An 18,275-nucleotide genomic window follows, 5' to 3' on the forward strand; every position below is an offset into this window, starting at 1 on the left:
TATGTTATAGGTTTTAAACAATCCTTCATTTTAGTAAATAGCGACAGGATTCACGTTCACCTGAGTAGAGCCTACATATAAAGGCTGTCCCAGAACGAATAAAAATTCCCACACTTTTTGCTTTACCAGAGAACGGCTGTCAATAAGCTCCAGGTTATAAATTCCTTTTTTCGCCAGCATAAACTGGTTGATTGGGAATTCTTCTTTACTTTTTGGATTAGGATAGACTTCGGAAGCCCAAGTATCTCCGCCAAAAGCTACAATTCCCTGATCGGCAAGCCATTTCGCAGCATCCATTCCGATGCCCGGCTCTGTTTCCAGAAACTGTTTATTGTCTTTACCTATCAATTCCAGCCATCCTGTGTTGAAAAGAATGACGTCTCCCTTTCTTAAGGTAAGTCCCTGTTTCTTTAAAACAGATTTGATGTCTTCTACAGTAAATTCTGTTCCTCCAGGTACGATTGATTTCCCATAATGAGCGGCCATATCAAGAACTACACCACGGGTTACAAAAGGAGGTACTTTTTCCACACCCAGTTTTTTCACACCTTCTACTGTTACAAAGTCTGTAGCTTTGTTTCCATTGTAGTACGTGTTGTCAATACCGATGTGCCCAATACCATTAAGCTGTGTTCCCACTCCGGTCCATCCGTTGACAAGTTCATCATTGAACGTGAATTTATTGGGTCCTATACTTTTTCCTCCCTGTTCCCCAGGCTGAATATTGTATAAATTGAAACTTCTGTGTCTGAAAGCCGGAAGGTTTTTATCAATAGGAACGGCAAGAGCTAATGTTTTACCTTGTTTCACGAGCCCTAGTGCTTGTTTTACGACTTCGGGGGTCAATAAATTAGCGGCTCCGATTTCATCCTTTGCTCCGTAAGCAGAAGGATACCATGATTTGTCTTCGGGATTGACAAGTGTTTGAGCATTTAATGCAATGCTGTTGATAGTCAATAGCATTGCTAACCCGAATATTTTAATCAGATTATTTTTCATTTTTTATGATTTATGGATTGAAAAGAGAAAAGAAACCGGAGGGTGGAATAGGAGGTTGTTAATATGAATAAAATGACTGTAAGTAATCAGTAATGATGGTATCTACAGTATTCTTCTCCCGGCCTCCGGTTTTATATTAAATTTCGCTTAAAGCTGAATTGATGAAGGTCAATTCTTCCTGAGAAAGGTCAATAGACATTGCCTTTGCATTTTCGATGGCTTGCTGTGCATTTCTTGCTCCTGCCAATACAACTGTAATTGCCGGCTGCAGTGTAGTCCATCTTAACACCAGTTGAGAAAGACTGGCTCCTTTTTCCTGTGCAATAGGTTCAATTTTTTCTAAGAAAGTTTTCACTTTATTCAAATCAAACTGCGAGAAATATCCGTTTCTGTGATCGTTATCTTTTAATTGGGTTTCTTTGAAATATTTACCGGTTAAAAGACCTCTTTCCATTGGGCTGTATACGATAATTCCTGAATTGTTTTCTAAAGAATAAGGGACAAGATCATTTTCAATGGCACGGTTCAGCATACTGTAAGAAACCTGATTGCTGGCAAGCTTTAATGTTCTGTTAGCTTCTTCCATTTGAGCCACACTATAATTACTTACTCCTGCAGTACGGATTTTTCCTTGCTGAATTAATAACTCTACAGCTTCCATTGTTTCGCAGATAGGAGTGGTGCCGTCTGGCCAGTGAAGTTGTAAAAGGTCGATATAATCCGTTCCTAATCTTTGTAAACTTTCTTCAACTTCTTTGATGATGTTTTCTTTGGATGCTAATTTATATACCGGAATTGTTTTTCCTTCATCTTCAGCATCAAAGAAAAATTCTCCTTTTCCGTTGTTGCTTCCGTCCCATACCAATCCGAATTTTGTTAAAAGCTGAATTTTTGAACGGTCTTTTCCTTTAATGGCTTCCCCAATCATTTCCTCACTCAATCCGAAACCATAGAAAGGTGCTGTGTCGATAGAAGTTACTCCATGATCTAATGATGCATGAATAGAGTTGATAGAGTCTTGTTTTTCATTACCTCCCCACATATTTCCTCCGATAGCAAAAGCTCCGTGTGTGATTGTTGATAATTCTAAATCTGTATTTCCTAATTTTCTGTATTCCATTTTGTTTTAAAATTTTTATATGTAAGTCACCCCGTCAAAAATTCTTTGAATTTTCGCCACCCCTCCAGTGGAGGGGAATTCTCGTCATTTCAATGGTGACACTTTTAAGAGCTTTTTGGATTTTAAAGAACTTAAAACCTTTTGTGACTTTTGTGGTTAAAATTATTTGTTATTTATTTAATTCTTTTAAAATAGCTTCTCCAACACTCTTTGCAGATTGAGGATTCTGTCCTGTGATCACTCTCTGATCTGCAACTACATGATTCAGCCAAAGCCCTGATTTTTCAAATTGTGCTCCTCTTTCTTTCAGTTTGTTTTCTAATAAGAAAGGAACAACATCTGTTAATTTTACTTCAGCTTCCTCTTCATTGGTAAAAGCATTGATTTTCTTTCCGTCTACAAGATATTTCCCGTTATTCAGCTTGATATTCACCAATCCTGCCGGGCCGTGGCATACAGCTGCTACAATACCTCCGTTTTCGTAGATTTTTGAGGCAATATCAGACAGTTCTTTATTGTCTGCAAAATCCCACATGGCTCCGTGTCCTCCTGCATAAAAAATGGTTGAATATTCTTTCGGGTTCACCTGTGACGGTGTCATAGAATGATCAATCTTGTTTTTGTATTCTTTGTTTTCCCAGAATTCTTTGTTTACCGGATCTTTCAAATCGAAGCCATCTACCGGAGGAGTTCCGCCTTTAGGACTTACAAAGTCAATTTCATATCCTGCTTTGTGAATAACTTCCCATGGGTGAGAAACTTCTCCTAAATAATATCCTGTATCTTCACCAGTACTCCCTTTTTTATCATGGCTGGTTACAACGAATAAGATTTTCTTTTTCATATTTTTTGATTTTTTGGTTTGTGCCTGCACGAATCCTATCGTGAAGACGGCCAGCATTAGAAACGCTAATTTTTTCATGATTAAATGATATTGGTGATATAAATCTGTGGTTTTTCCTGAAGCTTTTCATCCACCAAAGCCCCGAAGGCCTGAATGTAAGGCTGCTGGTTGTGCTGATCCAGCCCTTCTTTACTTTTCCAGATTTCGTAGAAAACAAATTCGTTTTTGTCTTCAATTCCCTGATGAAGGCTGTAAAGCTCACATGCTTCTTCTTTTCTTGTTTCTTTTACCATATTCTGAAGAACTTCCAATACTTCTGCCTGGTGTTCTTCTTTGGCTTTTATAATTGCTGTAAGATGAATTTTCATATTAAATAAAATTTTCAATTGAGTTATAAATTGGTTTCCATTCCAGTTCTGCTCTGGCTTTTTCTGCACTGCATCTGCTGTTGGATGCAAAACCGAAATAGCCGCCTGCAGGCCCGAAACTGTCAACCGCATCTTGTATACTTAAAGATTGGGCCGGTTTCAGATTATATTTTTTGCTGATCACTTCTGCAATGTTTTTTAAAGAAGAAGAACCGTTTTCCGCATAATAGATGGAACCTCCTTTTGCTTTTTCAAGGGCCAGTACATATAAATCTGCTATATCTTCAATGTGTACATTGGACCAGATGTTTTCACCTTCTCCAAAATAAACACCGTGCCCTTTTTTCTGAGAAAAATTAACCAAAGCAGGAATCTGAATACTGTCTTTTTTTATTCCCAGACCTTCTCCGTATACCATGGTGGGAACAATAACGATACTTTTTATACCTTTCTGAACAGACTGAAGAACATAATCGTTAATAAGTACCCTTGATGCCATTTCCAGTCTTGGTGTTAAAGGAACATCTTCTGTAAAAACAAAATCACTCCTTTTACCATTTTCTTTACCACCGAAAATAGCAGATCCTGAAGTGAATATGAATGTTTTATGGCTTCCTTCCATTGCTTTGATAAAATTATCCACAGCATAAGCATCATCCGCAGAATCCGCATTATGAATGACTGCATCAACACTATCAACAGCAGTTTTTATAAGATCTTCATTGTGAATATTCCCGATAATCGTTTTGATTCCCAGTGATTCCAGTTCCTGTACCTGGGTTTCGTTACGAACCAGCCCGGTTACTTCATAATTTCTGTCAAGCATTTTTTTAGCGATACTACCTCCTATATAGCCGGTAATACCTGTGATCAGTACTTTTTTCATGATACTAATTCTTGTTTTAATTCTTTTTCAAAAACGTTTCTTACATGTTCTCTGTAAAGCTTCATATCACGCTCTATATTGGCATTTTTCTCTACATCATGGAAGTGGAAACTTTCCATTTTCTCTAATGAGACAAAGGCATTCATTCTATGGAAACCAAATAATGGTCCATCATCTACACTTCTTTCACTGAAAAATTCTCCGGGAAGCGTGAAGGCAGTTGCAGGAGCATTCCAGCTTGTCGTCAGCATATATTTTCTGCCGCCAAGCATTCCTCCTGTACCATAGTTGATTTCAGGATTCTCAGCCTTTCTTCCGTCACTCATATAAATTCCTTTTGCATGACCTGCTGTGAACACCTCATCAATATATTTTTTTAATCCGTTCGGAAGCTGAAACCACCAGATCGGAGTATGGTAAATAATGTAATCTGCCCAGACAAACTTTTGCACTTCTTCATGTTTATCATAATTTTCACTTACATTCGTTATCTTTACTTCTACGTTGTCAAATTCTTTAAGAGCTGCTAATGTATTTTCTGCAATAGTCTGATTATATTTTCCTCCGGAATGTCCGAAATTCTGTCCTCCGTTGATGATTAATACTTTTTTCATTTTTTTATGATTGTTTAAATTTTACTCTGCAAAGTTAGGATGGATCTTTGTATAATAAAAATAATATAAATTATAGGGAAGTATTATAATAGTGATGGGTGTTAAAATCGCATGTATTTGGTTGACTTTATCAACCAAATATATATATTTGCTTTATGGAAAATGAGATTCAACAGATAAGAAGTTTTAACAGATTCTACACTTCACATATCGGAATGCTGAAAAATAATTTTCTCGACAGTCCTTATTCATTAGCTGAAGTACGGCTTTTGTATGAAATTGGAGAATATAAAAACATTACTTCTCAGCAATTAACCGAACTTCTATATCTGGATAAAGGATATGTAAGTCGGGTTGTCAAAATGTTTTTAAAGGATAATATTATTGAGAAGATACAGTCTGAGGAAGATAAAAGAGCATATTTCATTATATTAACGGAAAAAGGCAACAACCTCTTAAAAGTTTTGCAGTCAAAATCTGATGAACAGATTGAGGAGATCGTTCAGCCTTTATATGCTGATGAAAAAGAGCTTCTAATCAATTCTATGAGTAGTATTAAAAGCTTATTGGCGCCAGATTATGACAAAATAAAGCTTGCCCAAAATGTGAAATTCAGAGAAGGATTGAAGCCGGGAGATATCGGTTATTTAATTTATCTTCATGGAAAACTTTATACTCAGGAATCGGGTTATGATAAGGATTTTGAAAAATATGTCATCAAAACCTTTTCAGAATTTCTGGAAAACTATTCACTTGAAAACGACAAGATTTGGCTGGCGGAATATAATCAGCAGATTGTCGGATGTGTCGCAATTCTACATCGTTCTGATGAAGAAGCCCAGCTAAGATGGTTTTTGACGCTGCCTTTATTCAGAGGAACGGGAATTGGGAAAAAACTTTTGAATACCGCCTTAGATTATTGTAAAGAAAAAAAGTATAAAAATCTTTATTTATTAACGACCAGCGTACAGGAAAAAGCCATTGCAATGTATGAAAAAGCAGGATTTGTAAAAACGGAATCTGTGGAATCTGTGCAATGGGGACAGACTCTTGTGGAAGAACGTTATGATTTGAGATTAATTTAAAGATGATATTTAGTGTTAAAAGTCATATTCAATTTCCAAAGAAATAATTTTTTGTCTCCTACATTTGTTTGATTAAAATAAAGAGTAATGATACAAATTGCTGTTTTTGGTGATGTACATGGAAATCTTCCTGCCCTGGAAGTAGTGTTGAAAGATATTGAGAAGCGAGGAATCACGCAAAAATTCTGTCTGGGAGATCTTGTAGATTTTGCCCCTTGGGGTAATGAAGTCATTGAGAGAATGCAAGAACTAAATATTCCTTGTTTACTGGGAAATCACGATGAAAGAATTGCTTTTGATATTCCTGTTGTCCCTTTGTCTAAACACTCAGAAGAAGAGACGAATGCCAGGTTTATTGCAATAGATCATTCTAAAAAACATATTACAGAAGAGAACAAACAGTTTTTATCACAGCTGCCTTTTCATTTAAAATTAAATTATAAAGTGGGGAAGAAGCATTGGTCTATTCAATTGGTTCATTCCAGTCTGGAAAGTAATGATACGTATCTCTATGAATCAGAAAATGATGAGGTTTTTGAAAATATGCTAAAAGACTCCCAAGCTGATGTTGTGGTGATGGGGCATACTCATTTATCTTTTAAAAAACAGTTTGAAAATAAGGACTGGGCTGTCAATTGTGGCTCCGTAGGCCGTTCTAAAGAAGAAAACAGACTGGCTTCTTATGTTGTATTCACTTTAGACGAAGAAAAAATTACTCCCGAAATTGTACAATTATCATATCCTATTGATGAAACAGTCCGTGGAATTGAGGAAAGTGATATTCCGGATTATTACTCTGCTTTTCTAAAAAATGAAAAAGTATCATTATTTTGATGATTTTTATTGAAGCTCTATCCTAAAAACGAGATCCGTTTTAGACTTATTATGTACAAATAATTAAAAAAAATCTTTTCATACTTCGTTTTAAAAATTGACAAATTATATATTATTTAAATTTTAATAAATTGATTAATAGTTGTTTGTAATTACTCGAACTTTGATCTGTATGCATTCGGACTGATTTTATCATTAAAATCGGTTCGACTTCTTTTATTCGGACTTTTCTGAAAATTATCCGGAGCATATTTGTACCAGATTATTAAAGTCAACTTAAAATTTAGAAATCATGAAAAAAACAAACCTTCTTATTTTTTTACTATTATCAGTATTTTGCTTCGCACAATTACAAAAAGAAAAAATAGATACCCTTCTTACTCCTGAAATCGGAGGAATAAAACAAGCCATAGAAATTAAAACAGATGATTCTGACAAGCCGATACTTTTATTTTTATCAGGAGGACCCGGAAGTTCGATGAGAAAAAACGCAGATTCTTTTACAAATATTTTAAAAAATAAATTTACAATTGTTCAGTGGGATCAGAGGGACGCCGGTAAGACGCTGGAAATAAATCCTTCACCCATTCCGCCTTCAGTAGAGCTTATGGGAAAAGATACCTATCAGGTTATTAATTTTCTGAGAATGGAATTAAAACAGGAAAAAATATATCTGCTGGGAAGCTCATGGGGTAATGCTCTGGGGTTTTATATTGTAAGAAATCACCCTGAGCTTTTAAATGCTTATTTTGCCGTAAACCCTGTTGTAAGCCAGCTGGAGAGTGAGAAAGAATTGCTCAATATTTTAAAAGATCATTTTAAAGAAAATCCTGTTGCCCATAAAGAACTAGCAAGTGTACATATTCCGTTCAAAGTAGATGAAGACCTGTTTTATTTAAGAAAATGGCTTTTTTATAAAGACGGGAAACAGTATGTGACTGGTGATGATTTCAAAAAAGGTTTTCTTCAATGGTCAAAAACGTGGTCGCCAGCGTGGAATGAAGTTATGAATATTGATCTGCCAAAGACGCTAAAAAAAGTAGAATGCCCGATTTATTTTTTTGTGGGTAAAAATGATGTCCAAACCTCTACCAGAATTACAACTGAATATTTTAAGAAAGTAAAAGCTCCTAAGAAAGATCTGTTTTTATTTGAAAATTCCGGACACCAGATTCATAAAGATGAGTCAGAAAAATTTCAGACTACAATTATGCAGATTGTAAAATAGAATCAGAATTGAGTAATGATAGCGGAAATTCACTCGCATTAAATCTACATCAGTATTATAATTATTTTGTAACTTTGCATCAGAATATTAATAATTAAATCATGGTCAATTTAGAATGGTATCGCACTTTTAAGGCGATCTATAAAACCGGGACATTGACGGGTGCTGCGGATACTTTATTCATATCACAGCCGGGAGTGAGTCTGCATTTAAGTTCATTAGAAGCTTATGTAGGATACAAACTATTCGACAGAACCGGTAGAAAAATGATGCCAACAGAGCGTGGGAAGGTATTGTTTAATGCAGTTGCAGAGCCTATTACCAAGCTGGAAGATGTAGAAAAAAACTTTCAGAAGTCTACAGAGAAACATACTCCTACCATCAGTGTCGGAATGTGTTTTGAAACTTTCCAGACGACGTTGGAACAATATGTTTCTTCATTGCCTTTTAATCTGATTATCAGTTTTGGAGAATATCCGGAAATGCTTGATCAGCTGGATAAAGGAATTCTGGATCTTATTATTACTCCGAAAAAAGGATCTTCACCCAATATAGAACATGAAGCTTTCTCTTCTGAACAGATTATTCTGGTAGGGGGAAAAGATGTGGATGTGGCAGCTTTCAATAAGGTTTTAAAAACAAAAGATGCTGAGCAGATAGAAGAATGGTTGAAGAATGAAAAATGGTACGGAACTACCGGAGATATGGAGCATCTTTTCCAGTTCTGGACTCTTAATTTTGGTCATAAGCCGAATTTCCGTCCGAATTATATTGTTCCTAATCTGAATTCTATCATCCGTTGTCTGAAAGGAGGAACAGGATTAGCCGTTATTCCTGATTTTCTATGTAAAAAAGACCTCGAAAGCGGTGAAGTTCAGCTGATCTGGGAAGGGAAGAAGAAATTGGAAAACACACTGTATTTCGGATGTCGTAAAAAAACCAATTATCAAACTGAAATAGAGCATATTAAAGGTTTATTCCGTCAGGTGATGGCTTAGTATAACCATATCGCGCATTTGTAAACCGTTTTCATAAATGGGAACTGGATAATTTTCAATAAAAAAGTTTTTCAGAATCCCATTTTTGATAAAACCGTTTTTTTCATAAAATCTGATCTGTTGGAAGCCGGTATCCGAAGTTCCAACAGTCAGTGTTTTATACTGATTTTCTTTTGCAATTTCCTTTGCTTTATCCATCAGAATACTTCCGATACCTTTGCTCCTGTAGCTTTCAATCACAGCAACGTTTTTAATTTCCAATTCTGTATCACTGTTTTTGTAGAGAGCCATCACCGCAATATTTTCAATGCCGTCGTGTAAAAGATAGATCTCACAATTGAAAATATACTGATCAATAGCTTCTCTGGTTTCATCAGCCAACAACAGTAAGTGATAAGGAATTTCCGAATCTGGATTTACTATTTTAAAAGTGAAATTTTCCATTTACAGACTCATATGAATAAGTGGATAATCCTTTCCCGAACCGTCTTTTTCTGATCTTCCGATCTTTCTGAAACCCATTTTTTCATAAAATCCAATTGCTTGTGGATTCTGTTCATTCACATCTACTTTGGTCAATCCGGTCTTTTCTTTCATAAATTGATAAAGGGCTTTTCCATATCCTTTCCCACGGGCATCATCGTGAATGAAGAGCATTTCAAGATTCCCTTCTGCTACGGATGCAAAACCTTTAGCATCATTGTTATCCGTAATTAAATAAACTTCCAGATTAGGAAGATAATCTCTTGGGATAACTTCTTTAAAATAATTAAAATCCTCTTCTGCAAGAAAAGTATGAGTTGCTTTTACAGCCGATTCCCAGATTTGCATAATTCTCGGGTAATCTTCTGCAGCTGCCAGTCTGATATTTTGTGACATGATACTAAATTTAAACAAAAGTAGAGAAAATAGAGCTGGAATACCAACTAGAGGGTGGAAACTGAACGTTAGAAATGGAAATAGAGGTATTGAGCTGAGGCAACAGTAAAATTGGTAGGCAGGATTTTCGATTTTTTGTCGCAAATTTGTTTATCACTTTATATTAATAACTAAAATAAAGACTTATGCAAAAGAAAACCTATCCAGGACAGCCTGTGGTAACCTTAAATAACGGAGTGAATATTCCTGCTTTAGGCTTTGGAGTATGGCAGATGGAAGACCTTAAAGAATGTGAGAATGCGGTAATAAAAGCTATTCAGAGCGGATATAGAATGATTGATACTGCTGCTATTTATCAGAATGAAACAGCTGTAGGTGCTGGGGTAAAAAATAGCGGAGTAAACAGGGATGAGCTGTTTATCACTTCAAAAGTATGGGTTCAGGATCATGGATATGAAAAAGCTAAAAGTGCTTTTCAGAGAACATTAGACAGATTGCAGATGGATTACCTTGATATGTATCTTATCCATTGGCCTTATGGAGATTTCCTGGGAACGTGGAAGGCTTTGGAAGAGTTATACAAAGAAGGAAAGATCAAAGCTATAGGCGTATGTAATTTTACGATTGAGAAGCTGGAAGAATTAAAAGCTAATTCAACAGTGTTGCCAGTGATCAACCAGATTGAACTGCATCCGGTATTCCAGCAAAAAGAATTGCAGGTCTACAACAGAGAAAATAATATCATAACACAGCCATGGAGTCCGCTTGGAAATGGGAATGCCAACCTTTTAAGCAATCCTGATCTGAAAGCTATTGCTGAAAAATATGGTAAGACTGTGGCTCAGGTAATTCTGAGATGGCACCTTCAGGAAGGGTTTGTAGTGATTCCGAAATCTGTGACACCATCAAGAATTGAAGAAAACTTTAATGTATTTGATTTTGAACTGACAGAAGATGAAATGAATATTGTTCGTTCTTTAGATACAGGAAAAAGATTATTCTTTGATCCTAAAGATCCTGAATGGGAACAAAAAATGCTGAATTCCGTAGCAGATATTTAATCTTCAGATTAATAAAATAAAATAATTCCCGCAGTTTTCATGAATGTACAGATCAGGAATCTGAGCGATTGTGAAACCTGCGGGATTTTAAATTGATTAAAACCCATGACTGCAAAAGAATTCATAGAAACACTCTCGTTATTCAAAAATGAAAAAGAACTCGATAAAGTGGAGAAATTTTTCAAAGGAAATGATGGGATTACAAAGAGTTTCGGAGTGAAATTCGGAGATATTTTTACTATCGCTAAAGAGTTTTCTGCGATGCCTTTGGATGAGATCAACAAACTTCTTGACAGCGAGTTTTATGAAGTGAGGATGGGAGCCGTAAGTATCATGGATTTCCAGGCCAGAAGTAAAAAAACGACTGATGATCAGAAGAAAGACCTTTTTGATCTGTATCTGAACCGTCATGACCGTCTGAATAACTGGGATTTTGTAGACAGAGCGGCGTGTTATATTATCGGGGAATATCTTATTGACAAACCCAGAGATATTTTATACCAGCTTGCCCATTCCGAAAGTCCGTGGGAAAGAAGGACAGCTATTGTAAGTACTCATGCCTTTATCAGGAAAAATGAGGTTGGTGATACTTTTGACATTGCCGAAATTCTTATTCATGATACCCATGAACTGGTGAATAAGGCGGTAGGAAGCTGGGTAAGAGAGGCTGGTAAAAAAGATGAGAAGAAATTAAGCGATTTTCTTGATGCTTATGTGAAGACAATGCCTGCTGTCACATTTTCTTATGCCACAGAAAAGCTTGATGCAGAATCAAAGCTGTACTATAAAGAACTCAGGAAGGCAAAGTAAGTTTGTTCTGCATCATCTGTAAAAAATGTTGATCAATAACTTTAAAGCTTAAACCTTGAACTTCACTGAGTAATATCATGATATTGAATGACATTCATTGTTGCTTTCTTCGTAAATTTTAATAAAAATAATTCTTATGTTTTGGCCGGATACAATCAGTAAAAAACTAGGGATAAAATATCCTGTTATTCAGGCTCCGATGTTTGGAGTAAGTACAGTACAGATGGTTGCAGCTGCCGCAAAAGCAGATTGTCTGGGATCGCTGGCACTGGCAGATCTTTCCGCTGATCAGTCTATTGAATTGATCAGAGAAACGAAGAAAATTACGGATCAGCCTTTCGCTGCAAATATTTTTGTACATCATATTCCTGAAGTGACCGATGCTTTAAAAGAAAAGTTTGTCAAAACCAAGCAGTTTCTCGAGCAGCTGGCCAGAGAAAATACTATTGAAGTAGAGCTTCCGGATCTTGAGGCGATCAATATAACCACTTATCATGAGCAGGTAGAGGTCATTATTGAGGAAAACTGTAAAATATTGAGTTTTACATTCGGAAACCTGGATGATCAGAGTATTCAGAAATTAAAAGAAAACGGAGTTACTCTTATCGGAACCTGTACATCTGTGAATGAAGCTTTGCAGCTTGAAAAATCCGGTATTGATATTATTTGTGTTCAGGGAATAGAAGCGGGAGGCCACAGAGGAAGTTTTGAGGCGGAGAATATTCCGCAGATCGGAGGGTTGTCTTTGCTGTCACAGGTGTATGATCATGTGAATGTTCCTTTAATTTATGCAGGAGGAATTTACGGAGCCAAGACCTTAAAAGCTGTTAAAGATATAGGAGCACAGGGTTTCCAGGTGGGAAATCTTTTATTGGCTTCTCAGGAAAGTGCTTTACAGCCTTTTGAAAAGGAAAGACTGAAAAAAGTAAGAGAAGAAGAAATTGTTTTAACGAAGAGCTTTTCCGGAAGATATGCGAGAGGAGTTAAAAATCAATTTATAGAAACGGTTGAAAACTCAGAATATATTTTACCGTATCCTTACCAGAATAAACTGACCAATGCATTGCGCAAAGCTGCGAAATCTCTGCAAAATCCGGAATTTGTAGGAATCTGGATAGGGCAGTCTATCCATCCGTACAGCGAACTTTCTACAGAAGAAATTTTGAGAAATCTGATCAAAGAATGTGAAATATAGGTCAATATGTTTTCAATTTGCTGGTAATTTTCTATTTTCGTGAAATATAAAAACTAAAATCAACGAAAATAGAAATGAAATTTTCAGAGGGAATTCAGAGATCACTTCCGTTCGGCTACCTGTTTCTTGTCGTAATGGGGATATTAAAAGAAAGTGTCTATTACTACCAGATAGGCATTAATATTCTAAAATATTCAACAATCATGGACATCCTGATCAGTCCGATTGCTACTTTAACGTCTCATCCAGTCATATTGATTGCTCTTATTATCATCGTTGTATCTTCATTCGCCTTTCCATCCTATTTATCAAAGCAAAGCAATCAAAATAAAAAATGGGCTCTGAAAATGGCTTCCCTTAAAGACCATGAAAGTATGAGCAAAGAGGCTATCGAGAATCACTTTACCAATATGTTTGTAAGATTTATGGCTATGATGCTGCTATCTTTTTTCGTAGGAATAGGTTGGGGTGAAGGGATGACATTAACAAAAAGAATAAAGGAGAACAGGCTTAAATATGACTATACATTAAATTATGGTGATGGAAATTCTGAGCTGGTACATCTGATAGGATCAAACAGTATGTATTACATTTATCTGGCAAAAGGTAATAAAACAATAAAAATTGCACCGGTAGGATCCATCAAAACTGTAGAACTGACCAACAACAGGAAACTGAATGATTAGTAAATCATAAAAGAGTACTTTGTTGAGTCATAAAATAAGCATCTAACAAAAAAGCTTCAGATTATTTCTGAAGCTTTTTATTTATTTTGTTAAATCAAGACCGCCAAAATTTCCGGAACTCATCATTAAATAAACACCATCCGTTTTATCTAATGTATTCCAATAGGCATGAAGGTCTTCAGCGTTTGTAAAAACCTTTAAATTCTCATTCTTGAATTTTTCTTTAATAAACTCTGGAGATATAGGCTCCATTCTCTTAATCTTCAAAGCATCCTCAGAATAGAAAACGATAGCTTCATCCAGTCCGTCCATTGCATGGTCATACTGCTCAAGGAAAGCAGGATTTAAACTGGAATACGTGTGAAGTTCCAGAAATCCATATTTCTTATTATTTTTAAACTGTTCTATGAATGCCTTTACAGCAGCCTTTACCTTGCTTGGTGCATGGGCAAAATCTTTATAAAGTGTTCCTTTATCTTCTCTTTCTACTTTCTCAAGACGTTTGGACGCCCCTTTGAAGCTCATAATAGCCTCATAGAAGTCTTCATCCATAATACCAAGCTGTCTGCAGATATGTCTTGCTCCTTCCATGTTCAACAGGTTGTGGGCTCCAAAAACAGAAAGCGGAACATCTCCCATTTCAGTTTTTAAATATACCTTACCATTATTGATTTCGTATTCAGGAGTTTTGTAAGGGATTTTTCTGAAATAGTTTTCAGCATTTTCCACTACTTTCACCACTTCCGGATCCTCTTCATTGTATACCAGAACTCCTCCCGCTGTAATGCTTGCTACAAACTTTCTGAACTGATCAATATAATCATCAAACGTTTTGAAAACATTGATATGATCCCATGCAATACCACTCATCAAAGCAATATTCGGCTGATACAATAAAAATTTCGAGCGCAGATCAATAGGAGAAGAAAGGTATTCATCACCTTCCAAAACCATGAAATCATTATCCTGGGTAAGTTTTACCATACAGTCGAAACCTTCAAGCTGAGCTCCTACCATGAAATCCACATCTTTCTGATGGAAATTCAAAACGTGAAGAATCATTGAAGTAATGGTTGTTTTACCATGTGATCCGGCAATGACAACTCTCGTTTTATTTTTTGACTGTTCGTAGAGAAACTCAGGGTAAGAATATATTTTCAGACCCAGTTCTTTTGCTTTTGCCAGTTCAGGATTATCCTGATGGGCATGCATCCCAAGAATAACAGCATCAATATCCGGAGTGATCTTTTCTGGGAACCAGCCCATTTCCTGAGGCAGAATTCCTTTCTTTTCCAAACGGGATTTTGAAGGCTCAAAAATAGCGTCATCAGAACCTGTCACCTGATATCCTTTGTCTTTTAGTGCAATCGCAAGATTATGCATGGCGCTTCCGCCAATGGCAATGAAGTGGGTTTTCAATTGTATTTACTGTTTTTTAACATTAGTATTAATGATCTGCTGGAAAGCCTCAAGAATGTTTTTCCAGTTGGTCTGATAATTCGAAATGATCATGCTGGCATCCGATTTACTCCCTTCATTAGGACCTTTCTTGATATTGATAGAAGTTGAAATGTTGTCGTAGATTTTTTTACGGTCTTCCTGTATTCTTCTGAAATTGTTCTGAGAAAGCACCTGATCCAGTTTCTTTAGATCCTCATCAGAGATTTTAAAATCCTGCTTGTATTTCTTGCCCTGCCCTTCAAAAGAGTAGTGTACATTATTTCCTTTTATAAGCAGATTTTCATATACAGGAGCATAGCCTCCACTTTTCGAATAGCTGATATCAAAATCCGAATATACTTTTTGGCTGTTGCATGAAACTAATACTATGATTGCGAATAAGATTCCAAGTATTTTGTTCATAATTTTTAATTTACTTTAATTATTTGAGTCCTTTTGTTCTAATTTTTTAGCTTTAAGTTCTTCATCATAACTGTGTAATAGGTTGAAATCTTCTGTCTGCTCAATAGCAGTCATGATTTTCAGTAAAATTTCCGGTGCTTTTTCATTATCATAATCAATATCCAAAGGAGCTTTGAATTCCATCGTAGGTTTTACACCGGTTACCTTTACGCGGAGTCCTTTTTTATCAAAAGCTCTTCTGAATCCGTTTATTTTGATTGGAATTACAATAGGACGCTGATTCTTTACCAATTTGGCTGTTCCTCTTCGTCCCTGTGCAAAAGCAGAAGTAGTTCCTTGAGGGAAAGTTGCTACCCAGCCATTGTCCAATGCTTTCATAATATTATCTACCTCACTCATGTCTACCATTCTGTTGACATTTTTTCCTTCAGCTCTCCATGTTCTTTTTACCGTTACAGCTCCTGCGATTTTGAAGATCTTGGGAAGAATACCTTTATTCATGGTTTCTTCTGCTGCCACATAGTAAAAATCAATCTTGGGATTCAGTAGGTAGATCGGGTTTTTTATCGTGTTTAGATATCCGTTGTTCACAGCACAGAAGGCATGGTACATTGCTGCCACATCTGCAAAATAAGTCTGATGGTTGGATACAAAAAGTACGTTAGAATCCGGAAGATCCACCAGGTGCTCTGTCCCCGTTATCTTTAACTTATTAAATCCGTTGAATCTTCTGTATGATACAACTCCTAAAATAAAAATAATAAACCTTTTCAAAAAATAAGGTGTTCCGAATGCATCGGTGAAAATATTTTTCTTCGCCATTTCTCAATTAAACACGGTAGTGCAAAGTTACATTTTTTTCAGCAACTGACTGAATTCACTTAATATCATTGCTGTAGCACCCCAGATAATGTATCCGTTAAAATTGATAACAGGGACCTCATATCCGTTTGCGTTAGGCAGTGCCATGATTTCGGGGGTATCTGACAAATTTAGAAAAGAAGTGATGGGAAATTCTATCGTTTCCACAGCTTCTGTCTGCTGAAGAATGAAGGCTGGGTTCTTTTTCGTATAGGAAATATAAGGATATACATAAAAATTGCTCGGTGGAACATAAATAGGAGACATTTCTCTGATGATCCTTAGATAATGTTTGTCTATCCCGATTTCTTCGGAAGTTTCCCGAATTGCGGTTTCAGCAAAATCTCTGTCCATCTCTTCACGCTTTCCTCCAGGCAGTGAAATCTGCCCGCTGTGTCTGTCGTGCTCATTAATGGTTCTTTGAATCAATGGAAAATACCACTCGTTGTCTTTCAGATACAGTACGATATTAACAGCCGCAAATTTGGGATTCTTTGCCAATACTTCATCATACGTAAAAACGGGACGGGAGGGAGGTGAGAAGACCCCATGTGCATGTTCACCGGGAAGTTCTACTGTTTTTATTTTTCGTAATAAATCTTTTCCAAAATTTTCCATACCTCAAATTTAACAATATATCTTGAAGAAATAATGGCCTTAACATTAATTAACCTATGCGGATATCAGCATTAAAGATGAGTTGCCGTGAATTTTCCTTTGCAAGTGAATAATAAATAGTGGATGACGATAAATAGTTTAAAACCCAAAACTGTGAAGTTTCAATGTTTATGATAAACTTGGAATGATGAGTGATAATCATGACCTTGTAAAATTCAATATTCACCACTTACTGAGTTACTTACAGAGCTTAAAATGACTCCCGTGTTTTCCCGTAACTGAAAACAATGACCCCCATACAACGGCAAATAGTGACCCTTACACCTATAAACAGTGACTTTTGAAATTTACACTTTGATGGTGGTTTTTCACTTTGATGCAGAGGCTACCTTTGCCTTACTATTAACCAATTAATTTTTACTAAGATGAAAAATTTACTTACAGGTGTACTTACACTATTCGCCATGAGTTTCGGATTTGCACAATTTAATATTGATGTGACTACCCAAACAGGAAACTTAAATGTTGCTACTGTGGATCAGACTGGTCTTTTGAACATCAACTCTTTGACACAGACAGGGAATCGTAATACCGCAGACATTGATCAGGTAGGTATTTTGAACGTTAATACTGCACAAAGTATAGGAAACAGAAACTCTATAGATGTAGATCAGGTAGGTATTGGAAACTCAAATCAAGTAATGCAGATGGGAAACAGAAACTCTGCTTCCACATGGCAGCTTGGAGTTCTTAACTCTACAGAACAAACTCAGATCGGAAGAAGAAATGATGCTTCTTCGGTACAGGTAGGATTGGGTAACTCTGTCGTTCAATATCAGGACGGAAGAAGAAATGACGCTTCAGCTATTCAGTTAGGTAGTGGTAATGAAGCATATCAGGTTCAGCTGGGAAGAAGAAATGACGCCAGTGGAATTCAGATAGGAGCCAATAATGTCCTTGTTCAGTATCAGGATGGTAATGATAACAGTGCTACTCATGTACAAGCAGGAACAGGTAATATCGCAGCTTCAGTACAGATAGGAGATGATAATACCTCTGTGGGAGTACAGGCAGGTAATGCCAATCAACTTTATCAGTTCCAGTTAGGTGATTCCAACACAGCAATTGACCTTCAAATGGGTAACGGAAACTTTACCTGGGTAACTCAGACTGGTGACTCTCATATTCATGTAGGAACTCAGATGGGTAACGGAAACTCAATGATTGTGAATCAATCCAATTAAGCCCTATAACACATACTGTAAATCTTAGAAATTGTAAAGGAGAAACTACAGGGTTTCTCCTTTTTTACCTCCAATTTTCTTC

Annotated in this window: 21 protein-coding genes; 9 read left to right on the forward strand and 12 right to left on the reverse strand. The window is 36.3% G+C overall.

What is annotated here, in order from left to right:
* Positions 1–30: 30 nt before the first annotated feature.
* The 6 genes from GFU89_RS21330 to GFU89_RS21355 form a co-directional block, all read right to left on the reverse strand.
* Positions 31–999 (reverse strand): cyclase family protein, encoded by a 969-nt coding sequence (locus GFU89_RS21330; protein ID WP_318849039.1) that lies wholly within the window; start codon positions 997–999, stop codon positions 31–33.
* A gap of 136 nt (positions 1,000–1,135) precedes the next feature.
* A complete protein-coding gene (locus GFU89_RS21335; protein WP_318849040.1) occupies positions 1,136–2,119 on the reverse strand; it encodes an aldo/keto reductase in 984 nt (327 codons plus the stop codon).
* Positions 2,120–2,288: 169 nt separating this feature from the next.
* Entirely contained in the window at positions 2,289–3,041 is a 753-nt protein-coding gene (locus tag GFU89_RS21340) for a type 1 glutamine amidotransferase domain-containing protein (protein WP_318849041.1), read from the reverse strand.
* Positions 3,042–3,043: 2 nt separating this feature from the next.
* Positions 3,044–3,331 carry a putative quinol monooxygenase gene (locus GFU89_RS21345; protein WP_047429398.1) on the reverse strand — a complete coding sequence of 96 codons (288 nt, stop codon included), beginning with the start codon at positions 3,329–3,331 and terminating at the stop codon, positions 3,044–3,046.
* Position 3,332: 1 nt separating this feature from the next.
* Positions 3,333–4,217 carry an NAD-dependent epimerase/dehydratase family protein gene (locus tag GFU89_RS21350; protein ID WP_318849042.1) on the reverse strand — a complete coding sequence of 295 codons (885 nt, stop codon included), beginning with the start codon at positions 4,215–4,217 and terminating at the stop codon, positions 3,333–3,335.
* Positions 4,214–4,831 carry an NAD(P)H-dependent oxidoreductase gene (locus GFU89_RS21355; RefSeq protein WP_318849043.1) on the reverse strand — a complete coding sequence of 206 codons (618 nt, stop codon included), beginning with the start codon at positions 4,829–4,831 and terminating at the stop codon, positions 4,214–4,216. The genes GFU89_RS21350 and GFU89_RS21355 overlap by 4 nt, the downstream gene beginning before the upstream one ends.
* 155 nt (positions 4,832–4,986) lie before the next feature.
* Between GFU89_RS21355 and GFU89_RS21360 the strand changes: the two genes are divergently transcribed.
* From GFU89_RS21360 to GFU89_RS21375, 4 genes are all read left to right on the forward strand, one after another.
* The gene (locus tag GFU89_RS21360) at positions 4,987–5,916 is read left to right on the forward strand and encodes a bifunctional helix-turn-helix transcriptional regulator/GNAT family N-acetyltransferase (RefSeq protein WP_318849044.1); all 930 of its coding nucleotides are present in this window, start codon (positions 4,987–4,989) and stop codon (positions 5,914–5,916) included.
* An 87-nt stretch (positions 5,917–6,003) separates the two neighbouring features.
* Positions 6,004–6,750: a metallophosphoesterase gene (locus GFU89_RS21365; protein ID WP_318849045.1), complete on the forward strand. Its 747-nt coding sequence runs from the start codon at positions 6,004–6,006 to the stop codon at positions 6,748–6,750.
* Positions 6,751–7,042: 292 nt separating this feature from the next.
* Positions 7,043–7,978 carry an alpha/beta hydrolase gene (locus GFU89_RS21370; protein ID WP_318849046.1) on the forward strand — a complete coding sequence of 312 codons (936 nt, stop codon included), beginning with the start codon at positions 7,043–7,045 and terminating at the stop codon, positions 7,976–7,978.
* A gap of 101 nt (positions 7,979–8,079) precedes the next feature.
* Positions 8,080–8,976, forward strand: coding sequence for a LysR family transcriptional regulator (locus tag GFU89_RS21375; protein WP_318849047.1), 897 nt, complete (start codon positions 8,080–8,082; stop codon positions 8,974–8,976).
* Here the strand turns inward: GFU89_RS21375 and GFU89_RS21380 are convergent.
* Positions 8,953–9,420: a GNAT family N-acetyltransferase gene (locus GFU89_RS21380; RefSeq protein WP_318849048.1), complete on the reverse strand. Its 468-nt coding sequence runs from the start codon at positions 9,418–9,420 to the stop codon at positions 8,953–8,955. The genes GFU89_RS21375 and GFU89_RS21380 overlap by 24 nt on opposite strands.
* A complete protein-coding gene (locus tag GFU89_RS21385) occupies positions 9,421–9,855 on the reverse strand; it encodes a GNAT family N-acetyltransferase (RefSeq protein WP_318849049.1) in 435 nt (144 codons plus the stop codon).
* A gap of 185 nt (positions 9,856–10,040) precedes the next feature.
* On the opposite strand from GFU89_RS21385, the gene GFU89_RS21390 reads away from it, so the two are divergent.
* From GFU89_RS21390 to GFU89_RS21405, 4 genes are all read left to right on the forward strand, one after another.
* The gene (locus GFU89_RS21390; protein ID WP_318849050.1) at positions 10,041–10,916 is read left to right on the forward strand and encodes an aldo/keto reductase; all 876 of its coding nucleotides are present in this window, start codon (positions 10,041–10,043) and stop codon (positions 10,914–10,916) included.
* Between the two features lie 105 nt (positions 10,917–11,021).
* Positions 11,022–11,726: a DNA alkylation repair protein gene (locus GFU89_RS21395; protein ID WP_318849051.1), complete on the forward strand. Its 705-nt coding sequence runs from the start codon at positions 11,022–11,024 to the stop codon at positions 11,724–11,726.
* Between the two features lie 136 nt (positions 11,727–11,862).
* On the forward strand, positions 11,863–12,921 hold the full coding sequence (locus tag GFU89_RS21400) for a nitronate monooxygenase (RefSeq protein WP_318849052.1): 1,059 nt from the start codon (positions 11,863–11,865) through the stop codon (positions 12,919–12,921).
* A gap of 74 nt (positions 12,922–12,995) precedes the next feature.
* Positions 12,996–13,607, forward strand: coding sequence for a hypothetical protein (locus GFU89_RS21405; RefSeq protein WP_318849053.1), 612 nt, complete (start codon positions 12,996–12,998; stop codon positions 13,605–13,607).
* Positions 13,608–13,688: 81 nt separating this feature from the next.
* Here GFU89_RS21405 and GFU89_RS21410 read toward each other — a convergent pair whose 3' ends face one another.
* The 4 genes from GFU89_RS21410 to GFU89_RS21425 are packed head-to-tail and all read right to left on the reverse strand — an operon-like array spanning position 13,689 to position 16,949.
* The gene (locus tag GFU89_RS21410) at positions 13,689–15,026 is read right to left on the reverse strand and encodes a UDP-N-acetylmuramate--L-alanine ligase (RefSeq protein ID WP_318849054.1); all 1,338 of its coding nucleotides are present in this window, start codon (positions 15,024–15,026) and stop codon (positions 13,689–13,691) included.
* Between the two features lie 6 nt (positions 15,027–15,032).
* Positions 15,033–15,470, reverse strand: coding sequence for a hypothetical protein (locus GFU89_RS21415; protein WP_318849055.1), 438 nt, complete (start codon positions 15,468–15,470; stop codon positions 15,033–15,035).
* Between the two features lie 15 nt (positions 15,471–15,485).
* Positions 15,486–16,292, reverse strand: a complete 807-nt coding sequence (locus GFU89_RS21420; protein WP_047373745.1) for a lysophospholipid acyltransferase family protein — start codon at positions 16,290–16,292, stop codon at positions 15,486–15,488.
* Positions 16,293–16,319: 27 nt separating this feature from the next.
* Positions 16,320–16,949, reverse strand: a complete 630-nt coding sequence (locus GFU89_RS21425; RefSeq protein ID WP_318849056.1) for a CoA pyrophosphatase — start codon at positions 16,947–16,949, stop codon at positions 16,320–16,322.
* 425 nt (positions 16,950–17,374) lie between these two features.
* Between GFU89_RS21425 and GFU89_RS21430 the strand changes: the two genes are divergently transcribed.
* Complete coding sequence (locus tag GFU89_RS21430; RefSeq protein WP_318849057.1) at positions 17,375–18,193, forward strand: RIP homotypic interaction motif-containing protein; 819 nt, start codon at positions 17,375–17,377, stop codon at positions 18,191–18,193.
* The last annotated feature ends 82 nt before the right edge of the window (positions 18,194–18,275 follow it).

The organism is Chryseobacterium sp. JV558, from assembly GCF_033712365.1.
Lineage (GTDB): Bacteria > Bacteroidota > Bacteroidia > Flavobacteriales > Weeksellaceae > Chryseobacterium.